This window comes from Chondromyces apiculatus DSM 436, assembly GCF_000601485.1.
GTDB classification, from domain to species: domain Bacteria; phylum Myxococcota_A; class Polyangia; order Polyangiales; family Polyangiaceae; genus Chondromyces; species Chondromyces apiculatus.
This window is the reverse complement of the sequence record NZ_ASRX01000046.1, coordinates 1-24,769: the sequence shown is the minus strand read 5'-3', so window position 1 is coordinate 24,769 and position 24,769 is coordinate 1. Positions and strand designations below refer to the sequence as shown.

At 68.4% G+C, this 24,769-nt stretch carries 23 protein-coding genes and 1 tRNA gene; 15 read left to right on the top strand and 9 right to left on the bottom strand.

Annotated elements, in window-relative coordinates; genetic code table 11:
- The 4 genes from CAP_RS26565 to tssG all read left to right on the top strand — a co-directional run.
- The coding region (locus CAP_RS26565; protein WP_044246033.1) for a type VI secretion system tube protein Hcp at positions 1-206 on the top strand (206 nt) is incomplete at its 5' end.
- 312 nt (positions 207-518) lie between these two features.
- Complete coding sequence (gene tssE, locus CAP_RS26560) at positions 519-938, top strand: type VI secretion system baseplate subunit TssE (RefSeq protein ID WP_044246031.1); 420 nt, start codon at positions 519-521, stop codon at positions 936-938.
- A 32-nt stretch (positions 939-970) separates the two neighbouring features.
- The gene (gene tssF / locus CAP_RS26555; RefSeq protein WP_044246028.1) at positions 971-2,740 is read left to right on the top strand and encodes a type VI secretion system baseplate subunit TssF; all 1,770 of its coding nucleotides are present in this window, start codon (positions 971-973) and stop codon (positions 2,738-2,740) included.
- Entirely contained in the window at positions 2,704-3,798 is a 1,095-nt protein-coding gene (tssG, locus tag CAP_RS26550) for a type VI secretion system baseplate subunit TssG (RefSeq protein WP_044246025.1), read from the top strand. The genes tssF and tssG overlap by 37 nt, the downstream gene beginning before the upstream one ends.
- Before the next feature lie 79 nt (positions 3,799-3,877).
- Here the strand turns inward: tssG and CAP_RS26545 are convergent, their stop codons facing one another.
- Positions 3,878-4,549, bottom strand: coding sequence for a hypothetical protein (locus CAP_RS26545; protein ID WP_052375979.1), 672 nt, complete (start codon positions 4,547-4,549; stop codon positions 3,878-3,880).
- A 298-nt stretch (positions 4,550-4,847) separates the two neighbouring features.
- On the opposite strand from CAP_RS26545, the gene CAP_RS26540 reads away from it, so the two are divergent.
- Together CAP_RS26540 and CAP_RS26535 are read left to right on the top strand one after the other, a co-directional pair.
- Complete coding sequence (locus tag CAP_RS26540) at positions 4,848-5,480, top strand: hypothetical protein (RefSeq protein WP_231511717.1); 633 nt, start codon at positions 4,848-4,850, stop codon at positions 5,478-5,480.
- A 59-nt stretch (positions 5,481-5,539) separates the two neighbouring features.
- Positions 5,540-6,652, top strand: a complete 1,113-nt coding sequence (locus CAP_RS26535) for a hypothetical protein (RefSeq protein WP_044246020.1) — start codon at positions 5,540-5,542, stop codon at positions 6,650-6,652.
- A 19-nt stretch (positions 6,653-6,671) separates the two neighbouring features.
- On the opposite strand, the gene CAP_RS52590 is transcribed toward CAP_RS26535, so the two are convergent.
- Complete coding sequence (locus CAP_RS52590; RefSeq protein ID WP_197041363.1) at positions 6,672-7,115, bottom strand: FHA domain-containing protein; 444 nt, start codon at positions 7,113-7,115, stop codon at positions 6,672-6,674.
- 61 nt (positions 7,116-7,176) lie between these two features.
- On the opposite strand from CAP_RS52590, the gene CAP_RS55150 reads away from it, so the two are divergent.
- The gene (locus CAP_RS55150; RefSeq protein WP_044246018.1) at positions 7,177-7,533 is read left to right on the top strand and encodes a hypothetical protein; all 357 of its coding nucleotides are present in this window, start codon (positions 7,177-7,179) and stop codon (positions 7,531-7,533) included.
- A 535-nt stretch (positions 7,534-8,068) separates the two neighbouring features.
- On the opposite strand, the gene lon is transcribed toward CAP_RS55150, so the two are convergent.
- Positions 8,069-10,519 (bottom strand): endopeptidase La, encoded by a 2,451-nt coding sequence (gene lon, locus CAP_RS26520; protein ID WP_044246015.1) that lies wholly within the window; start codon positions 10,517-10,519, stop codon positions 8,069-8,071.
- A gap of 429 nt (positions 10,520-10,948) precedes the next feature.
- On the opposite strand from lon, the gene CAP_RS26515 reads away from it, so the two are divergent.
- Both CAP_RS26515 and fmt read left to right on the top strand, forming a co-directional pair.
- Positions 10,949-11,740, top strand: coding sequence for an SUMF1/EgtB/PvdO family nonheme iron enzyme (locus CAP_RS26515; RefSeq protein WP_044246014.1), 792 nt, complete (start codon positions 10,949-10,951; stop codon positions 11,738-11,740).
- A gap of 39 nt (positions 11,741-11,779) precedes the next feature.
- Positions 11,780-12,712, top strand: a complete 933-nt coding sequence (gene fmt, locus CAP_RS26510) for a methionyl-tRNA formyltransferase (protein ID WP_044246013.1) — start codon at positions 11,780-11,782, stop codon at positions 12,710-12,712.
- A gap of 70 nt (positions 12,713-12,782) precedes the next feature.
- On the opposite strand, the gene CAP_RS26505 is transcribed toward fmt, so the two are convergent.
- Genes CAP_RS26505 through deoC form a run of 3 tightly spaced genes read right to left on the bottom strand, consistent with a single transcriptional unit; the run spans position 12,783 to position 16,321 of the window.
- Positions 12,783-13,772 carry an aldehyde dehydrogenase family protein gene (locus CAP_RS26505; RefSeq protein ID WP_231511716.1) on the bottom strand — a complete coding sequence of 330 codons (990 nt, stop codon included), beginning with the start codon at positions 13,770-13,772 and terminating at the stop codon, positions 12,783-12,785.
- A complete protein-coding gene (locus CAP_RS26500) occupies positions 13,772-15,403 on the bottom strand; it encodes an aldehyde dehydrogenase family protein (protein ID WP_231511715.1) in 1,632 nt (543 codons plus the stop codon). Before CAP_RS26500 ends, CAP_RS26505 begins: the two co-directional genes overlap by 1 nt.
- Positions 15,404-15,406: 3 nt before the next feature.
- Complete coding sequence (deoC, locus tag CAP_RS26495) at positions 15,407-16,321, bottom strand: deoxyribose-phosphate aldolase (RefSeq protein ID WP_044246012.1); 915 nt, start codon at positions 16,319-16,321, stop codon at positions 15,407-15,409.
- Between the two features lie 274 nt (positions 16,322-16,595).
- On the opposite strand from deoC, the gene CAP_RS26490 reads away from it, so the two are divergent.
- A complete protein-coding gene (locus CAP_RS26490; protein WP_081865279.1) occupies positions 16,596-17,306 on the top strand; it encodes a peroxiredoxin in 711 nt (236 codons plus the stop codon).
- Between the two features lie 39 nt (positions 17,307-17,345).
- Positions 17,346-18,218, top strand: a complete 873-nt coding sequence (locus CAP_RS26485) for an alpha/beta fold hydrolase (protein WP_044246010.1) — start codon at positions 17,346-17,348, stop codon at positions 18,216-18,218.
- A 19-nt stretch (positions 18,219-18,237) separates the two neighbouring features.
- Here the strand turns inward: CAP_RS26485 and CAP_RS45580 are convergent, their stop codons facing one another.
- Entirely contained in the window at positions 18,238-18,954 is a 717-nt protein-coding gene (locus tag CAP_RS45580) for a hypothetical protein (protein WP_052375974.1), read from the bottom strand.
- Between the two features lie 133 nt (positions 18,955-19,087).
- Here CAP_RS45580 and CAP_RS26475 point away from each other — a divergent pair, with 133 nt between their 5' ends.
- The 3 genes from CAP_RS26475 (at position 19,088) to CAP_RS48695 (ending at position 21,527) form a co-directional block, all read left to right on the top strand.
- Positions 19,088-20,284 (top strand): hypothetical protein, encoded by a 1,197-nt coding sequence (locus CAP_RS26475; RefSeq protein ID WP_156041161.1) that lies wholly within the window; start codon positions 19,088-19,090, stop codon positions 20,282-20,284.
- A 149-nt stretch (positions 20,285-20,433) separates the two neighbouring features.
- A tRNA-Thr gene (locus CAP_RS26470) sits at positions 20,434-20,508 on the top strand.
- Positions 20,509-20,990: 482 nt separating this feature from the next.
- Complete coding sequence (locus tag CAP_RS48695; RefSeq protein WP_197041361.1) at positions 20,991-21,527, top strand: putative phosphothreonine lyase domain-containing protein; 537 nt, start codon at positions 20,991-20,993, stop codon at positions 21,525-21,527.
- 218 nt (positions 21,528-21,745) lie between these two features.
- Here CAP_RS48695 and CAP_RS52580 read toward each other — a convergent pair whose 3' ends face one another.
- Entirely contained in the window at positions 21,746-22,579 is an 834-nt protein-coding gene (locus tag CAP_RS52580) for a class I SAM-dependent methyltransferase (protein WP_197041360.1), read from the bottom strand.
- A 475-nt stretch (positions 22,580-23,054) separates the two neighbouring features.
- On the opposite strand from CAP_RS52580, the gene CAP_RS26455 reads away from it, so the two are divergent.
- Positions 23,055-24,041 (top strand): alpha/beta hydrolase, encoded by a 987-nt coding sequence (locus tag CAP_RS26455; protein WP_044246005.1) that lies wholly within the window; start codon positions 23,055-23,057, stop codon positions 24,039-24,041.
- 82 nt (positions 24,042-24,123) lie between these two features.
- Here CAP_RS26455 and CAP_RS26450 read toward each other — a convergent pair whose 3' ends face one another.
- Entirely contained in the window at positions 24,124-24,720 is a 597-nt protein-coding gene (locus tag CAP_RS26450) for an NmrA family NAD(P)-binding protein (protein ID WP_156041160.1), read from the bottom strand.
- Positions 24,721-24,769 lie beyond the last annotated feature (49 nt).

The following is a 24,769-nucleotide window of genomic DNA, read 5'->3' as shown; positions in this document are numbered from 1 at the left end:
CTGGCGCCGAGGTGCAGCACTACACCGTGCGCCTCACCAACGCGAACATCGCGTCGATCAACTTCCGGATGCCGAACAACAAGCACCCGGACCTCATGAAGTTCGCCGAGTACGAGGAGGTTGCCTTCACGTACGAGAAGATCGAGTGGACCTGGACCGACGGCGGCATCATGGCGGCCGACAGCTGGGTTGCTCCGAACGTCTGATCGAACGCCTAGGTCAACAGAATGACCCGTAAAACGGGCGGCTTCAGGGCCGCCCGTTTTGCATTTTACGGTTCAGAATCGGCTCCTGAGGGTCACTCTTCGCAGCGCACCGAAAGAGCAGAACTCCGACGACCGCTCTCTGTGACCGCAAGATACGGCCAACCGGCAGATGCCCGTCCAACGCAGTCCTTCTCCATCCACGTGTGCGTCGCGGACTGCGTTGCCTCATGAACGACGGCCGACCGGCACGCGCCAGGCGGGGCCCCTGCTGTTCGGCTTCCGCTCTCTGCGCAGAGCGAGTAGGCTCTCAACGTGGCCGGCGCATCGCTCCTCACCCGGATCATCCACGCTGCAGACCCCCATTCGACCGAACGCCACACCTGGCGCGATCAGGACCTTGAGACAGCGATCACCGCGCATCTCAAGAACATGCTGAACACGCGCCAGGGCAGCTCGCTCACGTGCCCGGACTACGGCCTCATGGAGGTCTCGGAAGTGCTGCACGAGTTTCCGGACGCCATCGGTCTGCTGCAGCGCTCCATAAAGAACAGCCTCCAGCAGTATGAGCCGCGCTTGAAGAATGTGCAGGTCCGACAGCTGAGGAACGACGCTGCACAATCAATGGTCCTCGAATTCGAGATCACGGCACAGATTCAGTTCCCTGATGGCCGCCGCCAGCAACTCCGGTTCGGAGCCTCGGTGGACCACAGTGGCAACGTCAAGATGGGTTAGGCGTCCAGCGTACCTGGCCCGGGCTCAAGCCGATGTTCAACAAATACTACCAGGACGAGCTGACCTATCTCCGCGAGATTGGCCGCGAATTTGCCGCCGCGTACCCGGGCATCGCGCCCATGCTCGCCGAGCGCGGCGGCGATCCGGATGTTGAACGACTCCTTGAGGGTGTCGCGTTCCTGACGGGGAAGATCCGGCAGAAGCTCGACGACGAGCTGCCGGAAGTCATCCACTCGGTCGCCGCGCTCCTCTTCCCCCACTATCTTCGGCAGCTTCCGGCAACCTCCATCGTCGAGTTCACGCCGCTCCCGAACGTGGTCCGTGAGCGGCTCATCGTCGCGCGCGGCGCAGAGGTCGGCTCGGTCCCCGTGGATGGCACCTCGTGCCGCTTCCGCACCACGCAGGATGTCGAGCTGCTGCCCCTCGCCGTCGAGGACGTGCGCATCGACACGGGTGCCCAGCTCGCGCAGACGCTGCGCATCGAACTCAAGGTCACTGGGGGTGTCGCGCTCCCCGCACTCGCCCTCAGCTCAGTCCGGTTCTACCTGCACGGCGAGCGGCGCCTCCAGGACGATCTGCGCCTCTGGATCGCCGCCCACGTCGACAGCGTCGCGCTCGCCGCGGTGGATGCGAGTGGACGCGACACCACCGTCGCCACGCTCCCTGCCAAGTCCGTCAAGATGGTGGGCTTCACGGAGGAGCAGGCGCTGATCCCTTATCCCAAGACCGTGTATCCCGGCTTCCGACTGCTTCAGGAGTACTTCACCCTCCCGCAGAAATTCGCCTTCTTCGACGTCACCGGCCTCGAAGCACTGCCTCCCGACCGCGTCACCGATCGCTTCGCAATTCTCCTGCAGTTCCGTGACGGTCTGCCCCCTGGGACCCGCGTGGCCAAGGACAACCTGCGGCTCTTCTGCGCGCCGGTCGTGAACCTTTTCGATCACACCAGCGACCCCATCAAACCCGAGTCCACGAAGCACGAATATCTGTGCCGACCAGCAGGCTCGTCGCCCCAGGCGTTCGAGATCTACAGCGTTGACAAGGTCGTCGGCATCGCACGGCGCACCAGCCAGCGGGTGGAGATCCCGTCGTTCTTCGACTTCCAGCACGAACTCGATCAAGACGCTGCATCGCGCGCGGTCTTCTATCAGGCACACCTACGACCTGCGGCAGTGGGTGATGGCGTCGACATCTACATGTCCTTCGGCTCACCCCAGGACGCCGGCACCCTCCCCGAGTTCGACGTGATCAGCATCGAGGCGACCTGCACCAACCGCAGGCTGCCATCGCAGCTCAAGCTAGGTGATCTTCGCGTTCCCACCGCCACCTCCCCCGCCGTGGCGACGTTCACCAACCTGACGGGCGTCACGTCGCCCTTGCCGCCTCCAGTAGGCCGCGAGCTGCAGTGGAGGGTCCTCGCGCACATGGCCATGAGCTACCGGTCCATCGCGGAGCTCGAGGTACTCCGTGCAACGGTGGATCTCTACAATTTCCAGGCGGTCACCGACCGTCAGGCGGCGCGCGCCAACCAGCTACGGCTCGCGGCGATGAAGTCGATCCGCGTCCGCCCCACCGACCGTCTCTACCGAGGTGCTCCGGTGCGCGGTGTCGCGGCGGACCTCGAACTCGACGAAGGTGGATTCGTGGGTGAAGGTGACATGTACCTGTTCGCGAGCATCATCAACGAGATGCTCGCGTCGTACGTGTCGCTCAACTCGTTCACCCAGCTCACGGTTACCGGAACCAACACGCGCGTGGTGTATCGATGGGAACCGAAGAGCGGAAGCCTGACCTTGATCTGAACACGTTCGAGCGGCTCAGAGCGGAAGCTAGACGTTCGTCGTTCTTCCGCCTCATCTACCTGCTCGAACGCATGTTCCCCGCTGCCCCTCCCGTCGGGCGCGAGGGACCTGCGCACGCCGAGAAGATCCGGCTTCGCAGCGACCCTTCGCTCACGTTTGCCTCGAGCGACGTCTCCGAGCTGGATCTGGTCAAGTACGGAGACGACATCGAGCGAGCGCGCGTCGGCGTGACGTTCCTCGGCCTTCATGGCGTCGTGTCACCGCTGCCCACGTACTTCGCCGAGGACATCGCCCTCGGTGATTACCAGGGCGGTCCGCAGCCAGTACGCGATCTGCTCGACGTCCTCCATCACCGACTCATCGCCCTGTTCTACCGCACCTGGGCGAAATACCGGCTCCCGGTGACGTACCGAAAGGGCGGCGCGGACGCGTTCACGAGCCGCATGTTCTGCTCCGTGGGCGTCGACGGCTTCAGGCAAGGACAGACCCCGATCGATCGGTTTCTCTTCCTTCGCTACGCCCCGATCCTCGCCTCGAAGTCGCGCTCTGCGCGGGGTCTGGAGGTCGTCCTCACGGACCTGTTCGGCGAGATGGGGATCCAGATCGAGCAGTTCGTCGGCCAGTGGACCCTGATCGAGAAGCCAAACCGCAACAAGCTCGGCGTACAGAACCATCAGCTCGGACAGAGCCTCACCATCGGCCGGTACGTGTATGACGGGTCCGGGCGCTTCAACATCATCATCGGCCCCGTCGGCTACGACGACTACCTCTCGCTCCTGCCTGGTGGGAGCCGTCAGCCTCTCCTGCGGGGCGTCATCGATACCTTCACCCCCGGCATCCACGACGTGATGCTCGAGATCCACGTGAAAACGGAGGACGCCCCGCGCTATCAGCTCGGCTCTCAGCGCGCCTCCACGTTGAAGCGCACCACCTGGCTCGGAGGATCGGTGGGCCAGCAGTTCAAGATCAGCGTGCCTCTCGAAGGCAAGCAGATGCGCCGCACCGAAGGTGGAGAAGACGAAGAAGACGACGACATCGGCGAGCCCCCGCCGATGTGAGCACGCGCTCTCGGATGCGCTGCCGCCTCGCCTGCCGCCCCAGCGCCGAGGAGCGACAGAGCGCCGATGCAGCCTCTCGTCAGTAGACGATCATGCTCCCGAGCGCCGACATCATCTCGTCGACGCTCGCATCGATGTTCTGCTGGTGCACGACCTGCACCAGCAGAATGCGGTGGTGGCTGCGCACCAAGATCTCGTGCGCGAACGCCTCGTACGGCGGCTTCGCGGCGACCTTCGTCCTGACGAAGTAGCTGCGCCCCTGCGCATTGGCGGTCGAGATGGGCGTACGACCCGAGATGATCTGCGCCCCCTGCGTGGTCAGGTCCTTCTCGTAGCGACGGAGCAGGTCAGGCCAGGGGTCCTGCGGATCATCGATGCGCTCGAAGATCGAGAACAGGAACTGCCGTGGAGACTGGTAGGAGATGAAGCGGCTCTGCGGCGAGTAGTCCGCCGAACGCACGTACCAATCGATCGGCCTGCTCAGCCGCACATCTCCGTCGAGCACCCCGACGCCGACCATGCGCGGCGTGCGCTCCGTGAGCGCGCGATCGAGGGGCGGGAAGTACGTCTCGTAGCTGAAGTTGCGATCGATGATCCCGGCGCCGTGCAGGTAGAACACCTCGTCTTGCTTGGGCGCGGTGGGCGCCCCGCCGCAGCCGGTGGCCGCCGCGACGGTCAGCGCGACAGGCACGGCACAGAGGAGGCGGGCGGCGCAGCGCATGGGCATCGACGTGCCGGGGAGCTTCATCATCGGTGACTTTAGGTCAGGGGGGTTGGCCTAGCCAAATGTTCGCGACAGACAGGGGTATCGCGCCCGCGCGATCCCTGGTCGGGTCGACCTCGGCATCCTTCCCGAGCCTGCGACCCCCGAGGAGTTTGCCCTCGGGGTGCGCCACGTTGGATGATCCCTTGGCCGCGATGAGAGCGTATCCTCTCCGGAGCGGCACCGGCAGTTCGGAGCGCGCTCCATTGCCAAGCCCCCGCGGCCCCCCACCCTGATGAACCCGATGCCCAGCACCAGCCATCCTTCGGCCCCTCCGTCGCAGCGCGTGAACCATGTAGCTTTTCATACACACCGCAACCTGCTCACGGCGCTGGTGGCGCTTCCACTTGCGGTTGCAGCGGCGGGGTGCAGCGGGATCGACGCCGGGGTGGACTATCCCGACAACCTCCCCGTGGGAGAGGTGGGGCAGAACCTCCTCACCCCCGAAAACGAAGCCGATCCGTCGGTGGCCCTCAGCCAGTTCAAGATCAAGCCCGACGTCTGCAAGGGCATCGAGACCCACGTCATGACGCAGCCCCTCGCGCCAGACGATCTTGCCCGTTTTCTGGAGGGTGTCGGCGCGAGCGTTCAGCCCAAAAAGGCCCGCGGAAACCTCTACTGGTTCGACTTCCCCGCCTCCAACGACTCCAAGGACTCGGGTCGGCGCTTCGTACGCCTGCGCCTGGCCGTGCTCGACAACGGAGAGGCGGCCTCGCGCGACCTTCACGATTCCCTGCTGCTCCACGGCCCGGGCTGGTGGGGCGTGCGTCGCTCCAACCTGGCGGTGCTCGCGCCCAAGGCCGACCTGGACGAGGCGCTGGCGTTCGCGATCAAGTACAAGCTGGTCTGCTGGGGGGTATTCACCTACGCCGGCAACGACGACACCTACGTGGTGCCGGGCCCCTACCTCCAGTTCTGAGCAGCGCGTCGTCACCCGGATTGTGGCCAGGAAGGGACGACTTTGCGTAGACTCGCGCCATGCGCCGTCGTCCGCTCTTGCTTGCCACTACCGCCCTGCCGCTCACCCTTGCGGCCGCCGCCGTGCTCACCCCCGGCTGCAGCTCGAGCAACGATCTCAGCGACATCTGCGGATGGCTGAGGGATCCCCAGGGTTGCTACCGCACGCTCTTCGATGATGTCCGCACCCGCTGTGGCGCGGTCTACGACGATGCCTCTGCTGCCGACGAAGAGTTCAGCCCTCCCCGCGGACGCTTCGTCACTCGCAACACGCTCGACACCTGCGTGCTCACGCACCCCGACACGGGCGAGGTGACGGGTCAGGTGCGGTTCGACACCGCCCCTGCGTTGACCGAGTTCCCGCTGCAGGGCCTCCAGGTGACCCGGCTCGACGCGCGCAACGAGCCCTGCTCCTCGATGACCATCACCAGCGCCTTCAACTTCTCCCTCAAGTTCTATCCCTGCACCGAAGATCCGAGCGACGACCCGCCTGTCTGCAAGGACGCCTTCAGTGGGGAAACCAGCCTGAGCGGGGTGGGCAAAGACCCGAACGCCGTCGTTGGAGGCGAGTTCTCGGTCACGACCGAGGAAGGGCGGGACATCTACCTCACCACCTGCCCCGATGGACAGCAGTACCGGTTCAACCGCTTCGAGTCGGTCAAGTGCGACGGTTACGACCAGCTCCTGCCGCACGCGGAGATTGACTCCGACGCGGGAGGGACGGCACCGCCCTGGATCGAGGACATCAAACCGTACGAAGGCTGGATCCGGCTCCGCCTCACCTACCCTCCTTACGAAGGTGAACTCCAGGGCGCCGAGCCGACGGTCATCCAGTATGTCAACTGCACGATCCCGTTCCAGGATCCCTGCTTCGACGGGATGAAGAACTACTATGAGACCGACCTCGACTGCGGCGGCCCATTCGTGGGTGAATCCCCGAACAACCAGCCCGGCGCCCCACCCGTCGCGCGCGCGTGCCCGCGGTGCGACACTGGCATGATCTGCGAAACGGACGACGACTGCGACACCTCCGAAGGCGTGCAGTGCTTGGATGATCCCACGAGCGGCTTCAAGCGCTGCAAGAAACCGGAGCCGGCGACCGACCCCGATCCCGACCCCGACCCCGACCCCTGATCCCCCGCCCCCCCGCGCCTCACGACACCAGCAGCTTCACCACAAACGTCGTGCTCCCCAGCCGCAGGCGATCGTTGTCGCGCACCTGACGACGATCGCCGGGCGAGAGCCGCTGCTCGTTCAGAAACGTCCCGTTCCGCGACCCATCATCCTCGATGAACGCTTGCCCGGTCGCCGGGTCAGCGTGGATCGACGCATGCCTCGAAGACGCGCTCGCGTCAGGGAGCGCAATGTCTGGCCCCCCATCGGCAGCAGCGCGCCCCAACTGGGTACGCCCGCTGTAGACCGGCCAGAAGCTGCCCCCGGGATCGTTCTGGAACGTCACCAGAAAACCCACGAGGACGCGCGAGCCCGCGGCAACAGCAGCGCTGCTCACCATCGGCGGCCCTGCCACGGCACCAGGCACCATCGGCGGGGGCCCCACCGCTCCCGGCGGCGACACCATCCCAGGCGGCGACATCATCCCAGGCGGCGACATCATCCCAGGCGGCGACATCATCCCCGGCGGCGCCACGGCCCCTGGCATGGCCACCATCCCGGGTGGCGACACCATCCCCGGCGGCGCCATGCCCCCTCCTTGCGGCACCACCGGCGGGGGTGCCAGACCGCCCATCGGCGGAGGCCTCACCGACGGCCCCCCCACGACACCTCCGGTGACCATCGGCGGAGGCATGGCGGGCCCCCCTCCCCCTCCCGGAGACATCGGCACGGGTGGAGCGCCGAACATCGGCGTCTGCGGGGCCCCCATGCTCGGTGCCCCTGGCGCAGGCGCGTTCTGCACCATCGGATTCATGCCCATGCCCCCGATGGGCGCCGCCATGGCAGGCGTCCCAGCGGCCGTGGGCGCCGCCAGGGCGACCCCGGGCGCTGGAGCCGCCTGAGGCGCGGCCGGCACTTCACGGGCCCACGGGGACACCGCGAAAGCTTCCTGCCCCGCCGAAGTGAACGCGGGACCAGGCCCGGCGGGCTGAGGCGCTGCCCCGTAGCCCCCGCCCTGAGGCGGAGGATACCCCGCACCCCCCGACGAAAATCCAGGCTGCATGGGAGGCGGCGTCCCGCCGCCATAACCGCCCATCGGGGGTGGAGTGACCCCACCCGACGCGAACCCAGGCGGCCCTGGTGGCGCGTAAGCCCCTGCGGCTGCGGCAGGAGCGGGCGGGGGTGCTGCAGCTCCAGGGACTGCAGCGCCGCACATGGAGCACGCGCTGTCCGTATCCTTGAGCATCCACGCACAGTTGGGACACGGCCGCATCGCCATCGCAGAGTGAGGCTAGCGGGGCAGACCCCTCAGCCACAAGGGCTCACGATACGCGCGGCACGACCTGTGGACACAGCACGCGCGGCGCGACAAAACACACAGGGCGGGAGAGCGTCGTGCGCCCATCCCGCCCTGCGATAGTGCGGCTGCCTGTGGCGTCAGTTGCTCGCCATCGGGCTCTTCTCGGCTGCCTTTTCCCCGTCCTTCTTGTCGCCCTCCTTGACCTCTTCGGTCACGGGTGACGGCTCCGGCATGCGGTCGAGAGCCGCTTCGAGCACCTGCTCCATGCGGCTCACGAAGAAGAACTGCAGCTCGTCGACGACCTCCTTGGGAACCTCCTCGAGGTCGGCGCGGTTGCGCTCGGGCACGATGATCCGCTTGATGCCCGCGCGGTGGGCCGCGAGCACCTTCTCCTTGAGCCCGCCGATGGGCAGCACCCGACCGCGGAGCGTGATCTCCCCGGTCATCGCCACGTCGGGCCGCACCGTCACGCCGGTGAGCAGCGAGACCAGCGCCGTGAAGATCGTCACGCCAGCGCTCGGACCATCCTTGGGCATCGCACCCGCGGGGATGTGGATGTGCAGATCGCTCTTCTCGAGGAAGTCCTTGGGGATCCCGTACCGCGAGGCGTTGCTCCGGACGAACGACAGCGCCGCCTGAGCGGACTCCTTCATGACGTCACCGAGCTGCCCCGTGAGCTGCAGCTTCCCGGTGCCGTACATCCGCGTCGCCTCGATGAAGAGGATCTCTCCGCCGACGCTGGTCCACGCCAGGCCCGTCGCCACGCCGCTCTCGGCGGTGCGCTCTGCGACCTCGCTCGTGTACTTGGCCGCCCCGAGGAACTCGTGAAGATCGTCCTCGTTGTCGACGCGGCGCCGCTGCGTATCGCCCTCGGCCACCTTCACCGCCACCCCACGGATGACCGAGGCCACCTGCCGCTCCAGCGAACGGACACCTGCCTCGCGCGTGTAGTGATCGATGATCTCCTCCAGCGCGCGGTCGGTGATCTCGAGCTGCTCGGCGGTCAGCCCGTGCTCCGAGAGCTGCTTCGGCAGCAGGTGCTGCCTGGCGATGGCGAGCTTCTCGCGCCGCGTGTACCCGGGGATCTCCAGGATCTCCATGCGGTCGCGGAGAGGCGGCGGGATCGGATCGGCCACGTTCGCTGTCGCCACGAACATCACGTTCGACAGGTCGTACGGGATCTCCAGGTAGTGATCCGCGAACGTGTTGTTCTGCTCCGGGTCGAGCACCTCCAGCAGTGCCGCCGAGGGATCGCCGCGGAAGTCGTGCCCGATCTTGTCGACCTCATCCATCATGAAGACCGGGTTGATCATCCCCGACTTCTTCATGCCCTGGATGATCTGGCCCGGCAGCGCGCCCACGTAGGTGCGCCGGTGGCCGCGGATGGCCGCCTCGTCGTGCACGCCGCCGAGGGAGACCCGGTGGAACTTCCGCCCGAGAGCGCGCGCGATGCTCCGCCCGAGCGAAGTCTTGCCGACACCCGGAGGTCCGAGCAGGCACAGGATCGGTCCCTTCTTGTCCTGCTTCAGCTTGCGGACGGCGAGGTACTCGAGGATGCGCTTCTTGACCTTCTCAAGACCGTAGTGGTCCTCGTCCAGCACCTTGCGCACGCTGGGGATGTCCAGGTTGTCGGGCGTCGACTGCGTCCAGGGGACGTCCAGGATCCAGTCGAGGTAGGTCCGCACCACCGTGTACTCGGCCGACCCGACCTGCATCGTGCGCAGCCGCTTGAGCTGCTTCTTCGCGACGGTCTCCGCCTCGGTGGGGAGGTTCGCCTTGGAGATGCGATCTTCCAGCCCGTCGAGATCGCCCTGATCGCCGTCGTCCTCCCCCAGCTCCTCCTTGATGGCCTTGAGCTGCTGCCGGAGCACGTACTCGCGCTGGTTCTTGCCCATCTCCTCCTTGATCTGGGAGTTGATGCGCTCGCGCATCTTCAGGATCTCGAGCTGGCGCGTCAGCAGGCGGAGCACCTTGCGGATGCGCTCCTTCACGTCGATGGTCTCGATGAGCTGGGCCTTCTCCTCGACCGGAGCGTCCAGGTTGGCCGCCACCAGATCGGCGAGCGCGCCAGGCGCCTGGATGGAATCAATGAGAGAGCCTGCCTCGCGCGGCAGCTCTGGCATGAGCTGGATGACCTGCTTGGCGATGTCGCGCAGGCTCATCGCCAGCGCCTCGGCCTCCACGTCCTCGGTCGCGGGCTCCTCCATGCGACGAATCTTCGCGCGCATGTACGGCGCCGTGGCGAGCACACTGTCCAGCCGGATACGGGTCAGCCCCTGCAAGATCAGCGAGTAGTTGCCGGAGCTGTGTTTGAGCGCCTTCAGCACCCGCGCCGCACAACCGACGGGGTAGAGGTCTTCCGCACCGGGGTCGTCCGTCGACGGATCGCGCTGGGCGAAGATGGCGATGATCGGCCCAGGGAGGTTGTCGACGTCCTCGACGAGCGCGACGGACTTCTCCCGACCTACGTCGAACGGAGCGACAGCTCCTGGGAAGAGAACTGCATTCCGGATGGGCAGGACCGGCAGCTCATCACCGAAGGTGACCTCCTCTTCGGAGCGCGGCGGCTGGTTTTTCTTCTCGGACATTGGTGATCTCCTCGTGGACACCTGACCGGCGCGATGGGTCCGGCGCGCGCTCCGGATGAGAGATGAAGTCAGGCTGCTTCGAAAAGCGAGGTCTGCTCATCCCAGGCGGGTAGCACCGGGAACCCGCGGTGACTCACCATAGACATGACGCATCCCGCATGCCACAGGGCGCGCGATTTTTTCCCGTCATCCCTCAGGAGCCCGACGTTCATGGCCCGATGCGTGCGCCTCCAGGGTCGAACAACACATCGTGGAGGCGCCAGAGTCCCTCCGGTGGGCCCCCCTGGCCGCCTGTCTCCACCTCCAGCCATGAGACACCCTCAGGGCTCGCCGGAGTAGGATACTGCCTTCCCCGAAGGCCACCGCCCCCTCGGCCAGTTGCCTCCGGGACTGTCCTCGCCATTCATGGCGCCAGACCGAACGAGACGCATGCTCGACCCCCTCCTCTGCCTCGGCGCGCTGTCCATCGCTTTGCTCACCGTGCCCGCTGCCCCCTCCCTCGATCCGGGACCTTCCTCGGCCTGCCCCGAGGACATGCGCCTCGTGACGGGTGCGCACTTCGACGAGGTCCAGCACCTCTGCACGGACCCGCGCCCCGGCAGCCGGGACACCCACTGCTTCGAGTACTGGGAAGGGCTCACCGCCGAGGAGGGGTCACGCACCGAGATCGCCGTCTGCATGGACCAGTTCGAAGCGCCGAACCGCAGAGGAGCGAAGCCGTTCGTGATGCGCTCCTTCCACGACGCCGAGAGCTGGTGCGCGGAGCGTGGCAAGCGCGTCTGCACCGAGCAGGAGTGGGAGCTCGCGTGCGAGGGCCCCGAGCATCGCCCCTGGGTCTACGGCTGGAAGGCCGACCGCAACGTGTGCAACAGCGGCAAGGGGTGGCGCCAGTTCAACGCCGAGAAGCTCGCCTCTGGCGGCGACCAGGCCGAGGCGGAACTCGCGCGCCTCTGGCAGGGAGCGCTGAGCGGCGCGTACCACGGCTGCGTGTCCTCGTTCGGGGTCTACGACCTCATGGGCAACGTCGAGGAGTGGGTAGCGAGCCGCAAACGACGCCGCTGGACGGGCGCGCTGATGGGCGGGTTCTGGGCCAAACCATGGACCGGCTGCCGCGGCACCAACGACGCCCACGAGCCGAAGTTCGCCTTCTACGAGACCGGCTTCCGCTGCTGCACGCCACCGCGCGCGGACACCCGAGCGCACTCCGAAAAGCTGCCCTGAGCGCGCCTTCTGGGCCCGAGGTCTGCTACACCTCGCCCCGTGCGCGCCGTCTTCTTTGGTACTCCCGAGATCGCCGTCCCTTCGCTCGAAGCGCTGGTCCAGATCGCCGACGTGGTGGGCGTCGTCTGCCAGCCCGATCGGCCTGCTGGCCGTGGCCTCGAACGCAAACCACCGCCCGTGAAGCGACGCGCGGAGGAGCTGGGGCTCACCGTCCTCCAGCCCGAGAAGGTCCGCACCCCTGACTTCGCCGCGTGGCTCCGTGAGCGTGACGCCGACATCGGCCTGGTCATCGCCTACGGCCGCATCCTCCCCCGCGGTGTCCTCGAAGCACCGCGCCGCGGCTGCCTCAACCTGCACGCCTCCATCCTCCCCCACTACCGCGGCGCCGCCCCCATCACCTGGGCCGTGACCCACGGCGTACCCGAGACGGGCATCTCGCTCATGCAGATGGACGAAGGCATGGACACCGGCCCCGTCTACACCGTCCACCGCATCCCCCTCGGCCCCGACGAGACCGCCGACGAACTCGCCGTACGTCTCGCCCAGCTCGCGGCCGAGGTGGTGCGCGAGGACGTCCCGCGCGCCATGCGCGGAGAGATCACGGCCACGCCCCAGGATCACGCGCAGGCAACAGCCGCGCGCATCCTCACCAAGGAAGACGGCAGGATCATCTGGCAGCGCCCCGCGCGCGAGGTCCACAACCACGTCCGCGGGATGACCTCGTGGCCAGGCGCCTTCACCACCGTCGACGGCAAGCTCCTCAAGATCCTCTCGACCCAGGTCGCGCACGAAACGGGCTCCGAAGCCGCTCCAGGCACGGTCACCGCTGCCGATCGCTTCAGCCTGCGCGTCGCGTGCGCCTCCGGAGAGATCGCGATCGTGCGCGCACAGATGGAAGGAAGAAAAGCGCTCGGCGCCACCGAGCTGGTCGCTGGCCGCTCACTCCGGGAGGGCCAGGTCCTCGGAAGCTGAGACCCGCCCCCGGGGACGCTGCCCGTTCCCCGAGGCGACGCACCTCAGCCCTGCAGCCGTCCCCTCGTCGCTACTGACCCGCGGGGTGCCAGATCGTCTTCAGCTCCACGAAGCGCTCGATCCATCGCGGAGACTCGGTGGCTGCCGCGTCGAACCACCCCTCCTCCGAGAGCTTCCGCGCGTGCACGCGCTTCACGCTCCCGGACGCATCCTCCTCCACGCTCTTCCGGAGCGCCGGCTCCAGCCCGTGCAGATCGAGCGCCGCCACTTCCACGTGCCGCGCCAGGTGCGGCAGCACCTCGGCCACGCTCCCGGTGAGGATGTTCACCACCCCTCCCGGCAGATCGCTCGTCGCCAGCGCCTCGGCGAACGTGATCGCCGTCCGCGGATCCGCCGTGCTCGCGAGCACCACGCAGGTATTGCCTGCCGTGATCACCGGCAGGATCGCGCCCGCCAGCCCGAGCAGCGCCGGCCGCTCCGGCGCCACGATCACCACCACCCCCAGCGACTCCGGCGACGTGAAGTTGAAGTGAGGCCCAGCCACCGGGTTCAGGCTCGCGAAGAGGCTCTGGTACTTGTCGGTCCACCCCGCGTACGCGATGGCCCGATCCACCGTCGCGTCCACCTCCGCCTGCGCCGCCCCTGCAGCAACCCCACCGCGCTCCAGCGAGCCCGAAAGCTCCCCCCGCCGCGCGTCGAGCATCTCCCCGAGCCGGTACAGAATCTGCCCCCGGTTCTGCGCCGTCCGCCCGGCCCATCCTGCCCACGCCTCGTGCGCGACCTTCACCGCATCGCGCCCATCCTTGCGCGACGCGCGTGGCACGTTCTCCCGGTTCTCGCCTGCCACACCTGCGTGCTCCGGCACCTGCGTGTACCGCCCTGACTCGGAGCGCACGAACGCGCCCCCGACGAACATCTTGTACGCCTTGCGAATGCCGACCCGCGCCGGCTGCGCGAAGCCGCCCTCCTGCGAGGCCGAAGCCTCACCCGCCGCCGCCTCGCCCTCGCCCGCAGCCTGCGGTGCGCCCCGCCCTGCGTCCTGCTTGCTCCCGCGCGCCATCACTCCACCTCGAGGTATGCGAGCAGCCCTTGGCGCCCGCCCTCGCGGCCGAAGCCGCTCTCCTTGTATCCACCGAACGGCGAGCTGGGATCGAACTTGTTGAAGGTGTTGGCCCAGACCACCCCTGCCCGCAGACGCTGTGCCACCCAGAAGCTCCGCGCCCCCTTGTCGGTCCACACGCCTGCCGACAGACCGTACATCGTGTTGTTCGCCTTCTCGATCGCCTCGTCCGGCGTACGGAAGGTCATCACCGACAGCACCGGCCCGAAGATCTCCTCCCGCGCGATGCGGTGCGACTGCGACACCCCCGTGAAGAACGTCGGCGCGAACCAGTACCCGCGCTGCGGCAGCGGACAGCCCAGCGTGTAGCGCGTCGCCCCCTCGCGCTCCCCCGCCGCCACCAGCTCCTCGATCCGATCGAGCTGCGCCCGCGAGTTGATGGCGCCCACATCCGTGTTCTTGTCGAGCGGATCACCGACCCGCATCGTCGCCATCCGGTCCCGGAGCTTCCGCACCAGCGCCTCGTGGATCCCCTCCTCCACGAGCAAGCGCGACCCCGCGCAGCACACGTGCCCCTGGTTGAAGAAGATCCCCGCGATGATCCCCTCCACCGCCTGATCGAGCGGCGCGTCCTCGAAGACGATGTTCGCCGCCTTGCCGCCCAGCTCCAGCGTGAGCTTCTTGCCCGTCCCGGCGAGCTGCCGCTGGATGCGCTTGCCCACCTCGGTCGACCCCGTGAACGCCACCTTGTCGACGCCCTGGTGCTGCGCCAGCGCCGCGCCCGTCGCCCCCGCCCCGGTGACGATGTTCACCACCCCGGGCGGCAGATCTGCCTCCTCGATGACCTTCGCCAGCAACAGCGACGTGAGCGGCGTCGTCTCCGCCGGCTTCAGCACGCATGTGTTGCCCGTCGCCAGCGCCGGCGCGAGCTTCCACGCCGCCATCAGCAGCGGGAAGTTCCAGGGAATGATCTGACCCGCCACCCCGAGCGCCCGCGGGTTCTGCCCCGGGAAAGCGTACGCCAGCTTGTCCGCCCACCCCGCGTAGTAGAAGAAGTGCGCGATCGCGAGCGGCAGATCGATGTCGCGCGACTCCTTGATGGGCTTCCCCCCATCCAGCGACTCCACGATCGCGAACTCGCGCGCCTTCTCCTGCAGCGCCCGCGCGATGCGGTAGATGTACTTGCCCCGATCGAGAGGACGCAGCTTCGACCAGTAGCGCTCGTACGCCGACCGCGCCGCCTGCACCGCCAGGTCCACGTCCTTCTCGCTCGCCTCCGCCACCTCGGCGAGCTTCTCCTCCGTCGCGGGGTTCAGCGTCTCGAAGTACCGCCCCGACGACGGCGCCACCCAGCGCCCGCCCACGAACAGCTCGTAGCGCGACGCGAGCTTGACATGATCGCGCGCCTCAACCGACGGCGCGTACGTCCACGCATCGCCGAACGCGAGCGCCGCCGCCCGCGCCGGGTCCCCGCTGCTTCCCGCGCTCACCGCACTCCCGCCGCCTGCCGTCACAGCGACCTGTGCGCCGTGCTCCCGCCCCCCCTCGCTCCCGCTCCCCGCCGTCCCGCGGCCGCGCGCGCTCCCCTCACCGGAAGCTGCGGCCTTCGCCGTGCTGCTGTCGTCGCTCATCGCTCAGTCCTTGCTGAAGTAATCGCCGCCCTGGTACGCGCCGGTTCGCTCCTTCTCGAGCTGCATCAGCACGTCGTTCAGCAGCGTCGAGGCCCCGAAGCGGAACAGATCGGCGTTGAGCCAGGCATCGCCGAGCGTCTCCTTCACCAGCACCAGGTAGTGAAGGGCCTGCTTCGCCGTGCGAATCCCCCCTGCCGGCTTCATCCCGATGCGCTTCCCCGTCGCGTAGTAGAAGTCGCGGATCGCCTCCAGCATCACCAGCGTCACCGCTGGCGTCGCCGCGGGCGTCACCTTCCCCGTCGAGGTCTTGATGAAGTCCGCGCCAGCCAGCATCGCGATCTGGCTCGCCTTCCGTACCCGGTCGTAAGTCCCGAGCTCCCCCGTCTCCAGGATCACCTTGAGGTGCGCCTCCCCGCAGGCCTCCTTGACCGCCACGATCTCGTCGAAAACCGACCCGTGCTTCCCGGCCAGCATCGCCCCCCGATCGATCACCATGTCGATCTCGTCCGCGCCGAGCGCCACCGCCTCCCGCACGTCCGCGAGCTTCACCGAGAGCGGCGACAGCCCGCTCGGGAATGCCGTCGCCACGCTCGCCACCTTCACCCCGGACCCTGCCAGCGCCTTCTTCGCCACCGGCACCAGCGTCGGATAGACGCACACGGCCGCACAGGCTGGCACATCCGCCCGCTCGTGGGGCCGCATGGCCTTCTGACAGAGCTGGAGCACTTTCCCCGACGAGTCCCGGCCTTCCAGGGTCGTCAGGTCCATCATGGAGATGGCCAGCTTCAGCCCCGCGACCTTGGCCTCCTTCTTCAGGCTCCGCTTCCCGAGGGCTGCCGCGCGCTCCTCCACCATCACCCGGTCCACGGCGGGCGCCGAGAAATCCGGGTACTGCCCTGACCTGGCCCCCCTCGCCATAGCCCCCCCCGCCATAGCCCCCCCTTCCAAGGCTCCCCCCGCCCTGGCCCCCCCCTCTGCCCGGGGGACGGGGCCCGCGCCGTTGCCGCTTCCGTTGCCGTGTGCCGCCATCGCCATTCCGCGCGGCACGGTAGCAGAAGGCGCCTCCTGATCGGAAACCATCGGACCGGACGCGGGGGGCGACCCGGACGGCCCCCAGGCCGGAAGCCATGTTCCAACGAGCCCCCGCACGCTCCACAAAATCCCAGGTTCTCTGTGCTAGTGTGGGCCGCCGATGGCTCGACGGCTTTGGATCCCCCTGGCTCTGCTTCTGACCACCTCCGTACCGGCACTCGTTGTCGCGACCGGATGCAGCTCTGCGCAGCAACGTCCCGATGGTGGCGAAGGGCTCTTGCCCGTCGGCTCACCGGCGCCAGACCTGTTTGCTCCCGATCAGAATGGCGCCTTGCAGCGCCTCTCGGATCAGCGCGGACGCGCCGTGGTGGTCTACTTCTACCCGAAGGACGGTACCCCTGGCTGCACCGAGGAGGCGTGCGCCTTCCGTGACGTGTGGGACAAGTACAAGACCTCGAACGTGGTCGTGTTCGGCGTCTCCACCGACAGCCGCGAGTCGCACGAAGCGTTCGCCCGCGAGAACAAGCTCCCGTTCTCCATCCTATCGGACCCGGACCAGACATGGATCGCCGCCTTCGGCGTCCCCATGAGCCTCGGCGTCGCCAAGCGCGTCACCTTCCTCATCGATCCCGACGGCAAGGTCGCCAAGGTCTACCCCGACGTCGACCCTGGCGTGCACGCGACCCAGGTGCTGAAGGACGCCGCCGCGCTCACCGGCGCAGCGCCGCCCGACTCCGCCGCCCCGACCCCGGGAGGAGCAGCTCCCGCAGCGCCCACCGATCCTGCCGCGCCCCCCGCGAACGGCGCGCCTGCCGCACCTCCTGCTGGCGCGACGCCCCCGGCTCCCGCGCCTGCCGCACCTCCCAAGTAGCGGCTCGCTCCCCCTGGCGCGCGCTGGTACGTACCTCGCGTGCGCGCCACCTCCGATCACCACGACGTCAACGGCATCCGCCTGTTCGTCCGTCGCCTCCGCGACGACACCGCGCCCCCCACCGGCCTCACCGTCCTCCTCCTGCACGGCTTCCTCGACGCGGGCGCGACCTGGGATCGCATCGCCACACCGCTCGCCGCCGCGGGCCACCACGTCATCCTCCCCGACCTCCGCGGCTTCGGCGAGAGCGGCTGGATCGGCGCTGGCGGCTACTACCACTTCCCCGACTACGTGGCCGACGTCGCCGCGCTCGTCGACCTCCTCGCCCCCGAGCGCCTCTGCATCGTCGCGCACTCCATGGGCGGCGCCATCGCCGCCTACTACACCGGCACGTTCCCCCAGCGCGTCCACCGCCTCGCCCTCCTCGAAGGCATCGGCCCTACCCACAACGACCCCGAGCTCGCCGTCCCCCGCATGGAGCGCTGGCTCCGCGACCTCCAGCGCTGCGACCGCACCCCTCGCCCCATGGCCTCCCTCGACGAAGCCATCAAGCGCCTCACCGCCTTCCACCCCCGCATCCCCCGCGACGTCCTCGAAGTCCGCGCCACCCAGCTCACCCGCCGCGACGACACCGGCACCTACCGCTGGACCTGGGACCCCCTCCACCGCACCACCGCCCCCACCCCCTTCTCCGGCCTCGCCTTCTCCGCCTTCCTGCGCAACATCACCTGCCCCACCCTCCTCGTCACCGGCGGCCCCTCTGGCTGGCGCCCTGCCGAGGAAACCGAGCGCTTCGCCTGCCTCCAGACCTCCGAGCACGTCGACCTCCCCGACGCCGGCCACATGATGCACTGGTCACAGCCCGAAGCCCTCGCCGCGGCCCTCATCACCTTCCTCGCCCGCGTCCCCTGATCTCCCCCTCTGCATCCCCTCAGCGCCTCTCCTCCGCATCCGCCGTGGCCATGTCCGCGCGCCCCGCGAGCGCCCGCGCCACGAACCGCAGGTACGTCGCCCGCGCCATCCCCGCCACCTGCGCCTCCACCTCCTCCACCCCGCAGCGCAGCACCCGCGCCAGCTCCTCGCGCGTCACCGGATCCCCGAGCGCAAGCCCATCCTCCCGCGGCGGCGCAACCGCGACCGCCTCCCCCCGCACCAGCGCCCCGTGCTCGTGCTCCGCCTCCTCCACGGCCCCGTAGTCCCGCACGTCCCCATCCACGACCCAGCGCCCCTCCCCCGTCGGCCGCACCGTCACCCCGAGCGCGACCCCCTGCTCCCACATCCCTCCCAGATCGACCCCCACACAGTCCCCGGGCACGAGCTGCGCAACCCCGACCACCTCCCCCTCCGGACGCCTCGCCGTCGCCCTCCAGCGCACGATCGCATCCTCCGGCAAACGGACCACCGACGCCTCCGCCGCGAGCGCCACGATCCCCGCCGCAAAGCGCACCCGCACGGACGCCTCCCCCCTCCCCTCCTCCGCGCGCATCCCCTCCTCCGCGCGCATCCTCGCCTCGACCTCCTCGATCCCTTCCTCGATCGCCCCTCCCTCGCCCTTCTCCTCCGCGCGCATCCCCTCCTCCCCGCTCCCCTCCCCCTCACGTCCCTCCTCGCGCCACCCCTCCTCCGCCAGCTCGATGGACCCGCTCATCCCCGCACGCCTCCCTCCCCATCATGCACCCCATCCCCTGCCCCACCACCCCCGACCCATGCGCCCACCACGGCTTGATCAGCCCCCCGCTCCCCCTCGACAACGCCGGATCGCCCACCCGACAATGCCGCGCATGCCTTCCCCCACCATCCCCCGCACCGCCGCCTCGTTACTGCTCACCCCCCTCACCCTCACCCCCCTCACCCTCACCCTCACCCTCCTCGCGTCCTGCACCCGCGACGACCCGAAGCCTGCCCCACCCGCCTCCTCCGCGATCACCGCAGCGCCCCAGCCCTCCGCGCTCCTCCCTTCTGCCGCCCCCTCCTCACCACCGACCTCCGCCTCCTCCGCCGCTCCCGCGGCATCGAGTGCCGCCGCCGCCTCACCTCCTGCCGCGAACATCACCCGCTCCGCGCGCCCCACCCCCATCGAGTGGTGCCGCGCCCCCATCGCCACCCTTGGCTACGAGGGCCACGACGACGGCGACACCATCTACGCCTGCAAGATGATCGAAGTCCGCGAGTGGATGATGCTCTGGTGCCCCATGAGTGGCGCCCGCATGAACGGCAAGAGCCTCGGCAGCTACGACCGCGCCCTTCCTGGCGGAGGCAGCATGGCCACCCCTGAAGAAATCGAAGCCGCCACGACCAGCGGAGCAGCCGACGCCGTGATCGTCTCCCTCCGCCCTGGCACCAAGGCCAAGCCCTCCTTCATCTACCGCCCCGCCGATCACCCCGACTGGACCCGCAACGAATCCTTCACCCTCGAGCTCCCCGCCACCGCCCAGAGCCTCGCCGACCGCCTCTGGAACGGCGGCCCCTGGCCCACCCTCGAAGACCGCACCGACACCTCCCGCTGCGACACCCTCGAAGCCAGAACCAAGGCCGACGCCGACGCCAGGAAAGCCCTCGAAGACAAGGCCCGCGCCGAAGCCGACCAGGCCCAGGCCACCGAGGACGCCAAGGGCGTGCCCGACCTCCCCGATCTCGCCCCACCCCCTGCCGACGAGGCCTGGACCGCGCAGAAGGAAGCCCTCGTCACCGGCTCCGACGCCCTCGGCTGCAAGACCAAGCTCCTCGAGCCCTGGTTCTGGCTCCAGTGCGAAGGCAAGACCAAGCTCACCGCCATCGACGTCGAGAAGGGCCGCCACGCCACCCAGACCAGAGCCTCTGCCGAGGCGGGCGTCATCAAGCTCCTCACCCCCTACGTCGAGGGCACCGACCTCCGCGCCCGACTCTCGACCGACGACGGCGACCGCTTCCTCAAGATCTCCTGGCCCAAGGGCAAACGCCGCCCCTTCCAGACCGGCAGCTTCACCGACAAGCGCTGAACCAGGCCTCCGCTCGTCTTCCTGGCCAACGACCCCCGCCCCCTGGCCCCGCCCCGCTCCGCTCCCCCCCGATCGTCCCCGCCGCTCCTCGATAGGCTTGACAGATCTGCCTGACCGGCTAGTCTGCCGCCCGCTCCCTCAAGGAGCATGCCACCTTAGCTCAGTGGTAGAGCAACGGTTTCGTAAACCGTAGGTCTCGGGTTCAAGTCCCGAAGGTGGCTCCAGCAGCTCCCGCGACACCGCGCGGTCGAGCCTCGCGACAGAGAGTGTCGAACCAGCGCGTCGGACCTTCGACCAGCAGGCCAGTCCTCGGACGTGCGGTTGCCTGCTGACCATCGCCTGCACCATGCCCATCGCGCCCGACGCGGGTGCGATCCACGGCGCACCTGTTCGTCACGCAGCCGCTGGATACTCGAGACGGCGGAGACCGGTCGCCCTCGCGCACCGTGGGCCCCTCACCCAGCAACGTTTGGCGCCAGCGCCCCGGCATGCACAGGCGTTCCAATCACGGACAGCAGCGTCCTGGCCGCGGCTCACTGCATGACATGCCGCGCCCGAACATACCGATCACGTTCATCGGCTGATGCCGGACTGCAGCCAGCGTCGCGCAGGGCGGGCCATAGCGCTGCACACAACCTGCGGGGAAGGCCACCCGAAGGCGGAGCCGCTCGGGAATCCAACGCACACGCCGACCGTTGACCGATCCATGCGGAAGAATCCCTGCGATGATGCCCGGACAGGTCCGTGCGTCCGGGTTCGGCGGAAACCGCACGTCGAGCGAGACCTCCAGAAGAGTGGCAAATGGCTCCTCCGGATCCACTGCCCCTGGATTGAGCGTGTCTGGACGCGCGTAGTCACCGACGTACGGGCTGGACTCCTGGGTTCTGATGCGAAGGTCTCCACGCACAGGCTCTACCCGAATCGAGGGGACACCGTTCAGCACATCATCTGCGTCTATACCGAGTGCTTCGAGGACGAGAAAGACGTCTTGCGTGTAGCCAGACAGCTCGTCACCACGGCTGATCTGAAGAAGATGAGACTCTCCTACAAGACCGACGCTCAGACGCTCGCTGGAAAGTACCAGGAGACATCCAACGAGGGCGTCGCGCTCTATACCTTCGCACCACCATACGTCGACCTGGGTAAGCCGCGCGTGAAGAAACCGGTAAAGCCACGCGACGAGGACGATGAAGGGGAAGAGGATGAATCGCTGTACAGGTGGCCGTACGGCCCTGACGCCTAAAGTCCGGCCCCTTCCACTCTCCTGCAGCAATCAACAACGCGACTCCATGCTCGTTGTTGAACCTCAGCCCTCTCGGTTGTGAACGCGCATCTCCTACCTCTTCCGCGTCCACGCCATCACCGCGGACGTCCCACCGTAATGGCACCTCGCCCCCCTCGTTAGCTTGGCACCCAGGCCGAACCATCCTCCCTCCATGCTGCCCTCTGAATGCCACTCATTCAGCCTGCCTTCCGCCCCACCCCCACATTCGCCTGCACCGGCAACCGCACCGCCCCATCCTCCCCCACGTATGGCGCAATCAGCTCCCGGAACGCCCCCTTCACCCGCCCCTGCCCCTCCCCATCCAGCCCCGCGAATTGCGGCATCACCCCCAGCATCTCCTCGACATCCCCCATCACCCCCTCCACCGACGCCCCCCCCCACGTGCTCTCGACCGCGTGCACCACCACCTCCGTGCACCCTGCCTTCCTCAGCGCTGCCTCCATCCCCGCTGCCGTACCCAGCACTGCCATCCCTCCTGGCGTCGGCGGTGACGGCGGCGTCTCCGGAAACACCTTCCGGAGCGCCTGCCCCAGCAGCGGCGACGGCCCTGCCCCCTCTTGCCCCACCCATGCCCCCACCACCACCTGCCCCCCGCCCCGCGTCGCCCGCACCAGCTCCGAAAGCCCCCGCTCGAAGTCCGGAAACATCATCACCCCGAACATCGAAAAGCTCGCATCGAAGCGCCCGTCCTCCACCTCCAGCGCCTGCCCATCCATCACCCGCGCCTCGCACCCCCCGAACCCTGCCAGCCGCTCCTTCAACCGCCCCACCATCCCTGGCGAGAAATCGGTCGCCAGCACCAGCGCCCCCGCCTCGGCCGCCGCCACCGCCAGCGCCCCCGTCCCGGCCGCCACATCGAGCACCCGCTCCCCTGCCCGACACCCCGCCAGCCCCAGCGCCTCCCGCGCGAAGTGCACCGTCAACGGCTCTGCCCACCGCTCGTAGCTCACCGCCATCACATTCCACCGGGACGTGTCGCTCGACGGATGATTCTGCGCTCGTTCGCTCACGGACAAACCTCGGCTTTCAGCAGGCGAAGCCCACGCCTCACCTCTCACGCACCTTCTTAGGTTACGTGATCCCACCCGGTCAACCGCTCACGCAACTTTTCCTGTTCCAAGACTCCCCGCCCGCTCTCTCCCTCTTCCTCTCCCCTCCCCCATCCCCGCCCCCCTCATCCACCGCGCCGCCTTGGCGCAACTTGAGCACCGCCCGCGCGACCCGCACGCCCCCGCCCTCTCCGCTCGCGCAATCCCCCGCCTCCACCCTCTCCCTTCACCCAGTCAATCCCCCGCCCCCCACCCTCTCTCCTCGCGCAATCCTCCCCCGATCCCATCTCTCTCCCCCCGCGTCCCCCTCACGCTCTCCCCGCGCCCTCCCCACGTCCCCCTCCGGTACGCCCATTGCGATGCCCTCTTCCCCGAACCGGCCAGCGCCCCATCCCGGAGCGCTGCAATCCCTTGGCGCTCTCTCGGAGGAGCCCCCATGAACAAGCCCGCAATGCTCGCCGCCACCCTCACCCTCGCCGCCGCCTCGGCGCTCACCGCCGCCCCTGCCCTCGCCAGCGGCCCTGTCATCGGCATGATGCACGTCGACGAAGCCGAATTCACCGTCGACTTCCACGGCCAGCCCCAGCAGCTCAAAGCCTTCCTCTATTACCGCAATGGCCTTGGCCAGAAGCCCCTCCAGGTCGTCGTCCACGGCTCCACCTACAACCATGCCTACTGGGACGCCCCCACCCTCAACGGCCACGATTACTCCTACGCCCGCTACATGGCCGACGCTGGCTACGCTGTCCTCGCCATCGACAAGCTCGGCGCTGGCCGCAGCGACCGCCCCGACGGCGACCTCATCGACATCGGCGTCGCCGTCTCCAACCTCGACCAGATCCTCGACGCCATGCGCACCACCCACAACCCCTTCGCCCACCGCTTCACCCAGATCGCCCTGGTAGGCCATTCCCTCGGCAGCATCACCTCCATCGTCGCCGAGGGCAAACACAACAATGCCGACGCCCTCATCGTCACCGGCCAGGCCCTCACCCCCCACACCATCCCCTTCCCCGACGAGATGTTCGCCGACATGCTCAGCGCCCCCTACGGCTTCGTGAAGCCCGAGCACCGCGCCCAGTACTTCTACTACGCCCCCAGCGCCGACCCTGACATCATTGCCTGGGACAATGGCCAGATCCGCGACTTCGTCCCCCGCGGTGAAATCACCAGCGGCCTCCCCCTCCTCGCCGATCCCGTCACCATGGGCGCCCACAACATCACCGCCCCCGTCCTCATCCAGCTCGGCCAGTACGACGACTACGCCCCTGCCAGCCTCGCCCCCCAGGAGCCTGCCTATTACACCTCCGCGGCCAGCGTCACCGTCGAAGTCCTCCGCGACACCGGCCACGACTTCAACTTCCACCTCACCAACGAAACTGGCTGGTCCCAGATCGACGCCTGGCTCGACACCATCCTCTGAGTACTGCGTACCCTGGATCAGGGGCCTCTCGGCCCCTACGCTCCCGATGGTCGCTACCCCGCTCTCTTCGTGGAACGGGGATTCAGCGACCGCTCCCTTCCCCCTCCGCCTCCGAAGTGCCGCGCCGCCCAGGCCGCGAACCGGGTGGTCTCCACCCCGAAACGCGCGGCGGCAGAAAGTTCTCCATGAAGTAGGCCGGCTTGAGAGTCGTGCCCACGGCAATCGTCGACGCACGCAGCCTGCCCTCGACCCACTCCTTGCCATCCCAGTACCCCGCCGCCTTCGCGAACGTCCCCGCCTGCTGCGGCAATCGCTCACGCCACCCTGTCGCCGAGACCGAAGAGTGCACCACGTGCCCCACCCCCGCGCGCTCCGCCGCCCCCATCACCGTCGCGCCCCACCGCATCTCCCGCCCGGGATCCTCCGCATTGCCCGGCAAGAGCACCGTGAATGCCCCATCCGCCCCCTCGAACAGCGCCTCCAGCGCCGCCGCATCGTCCAGAGCCCCGCGCACCAGGCGCACCCCCCGCGCCGCCAGCCTCCTCGCCCCCTCGCTGGCCTCATCGCGCACGAGGGCCCTCACCGTGGCGCCCCGTGGAAGCAGAGCATCCACCACCGCCGACCCCTGAGCGCCCGTGGCACCGAGAACGGCGACCGTCTTGTCGCTGAGGTCACCCATCCCGTCGAGCTTAAGGCCCCCCCTCACCTCCCCCCCTCACCTCCCCCCC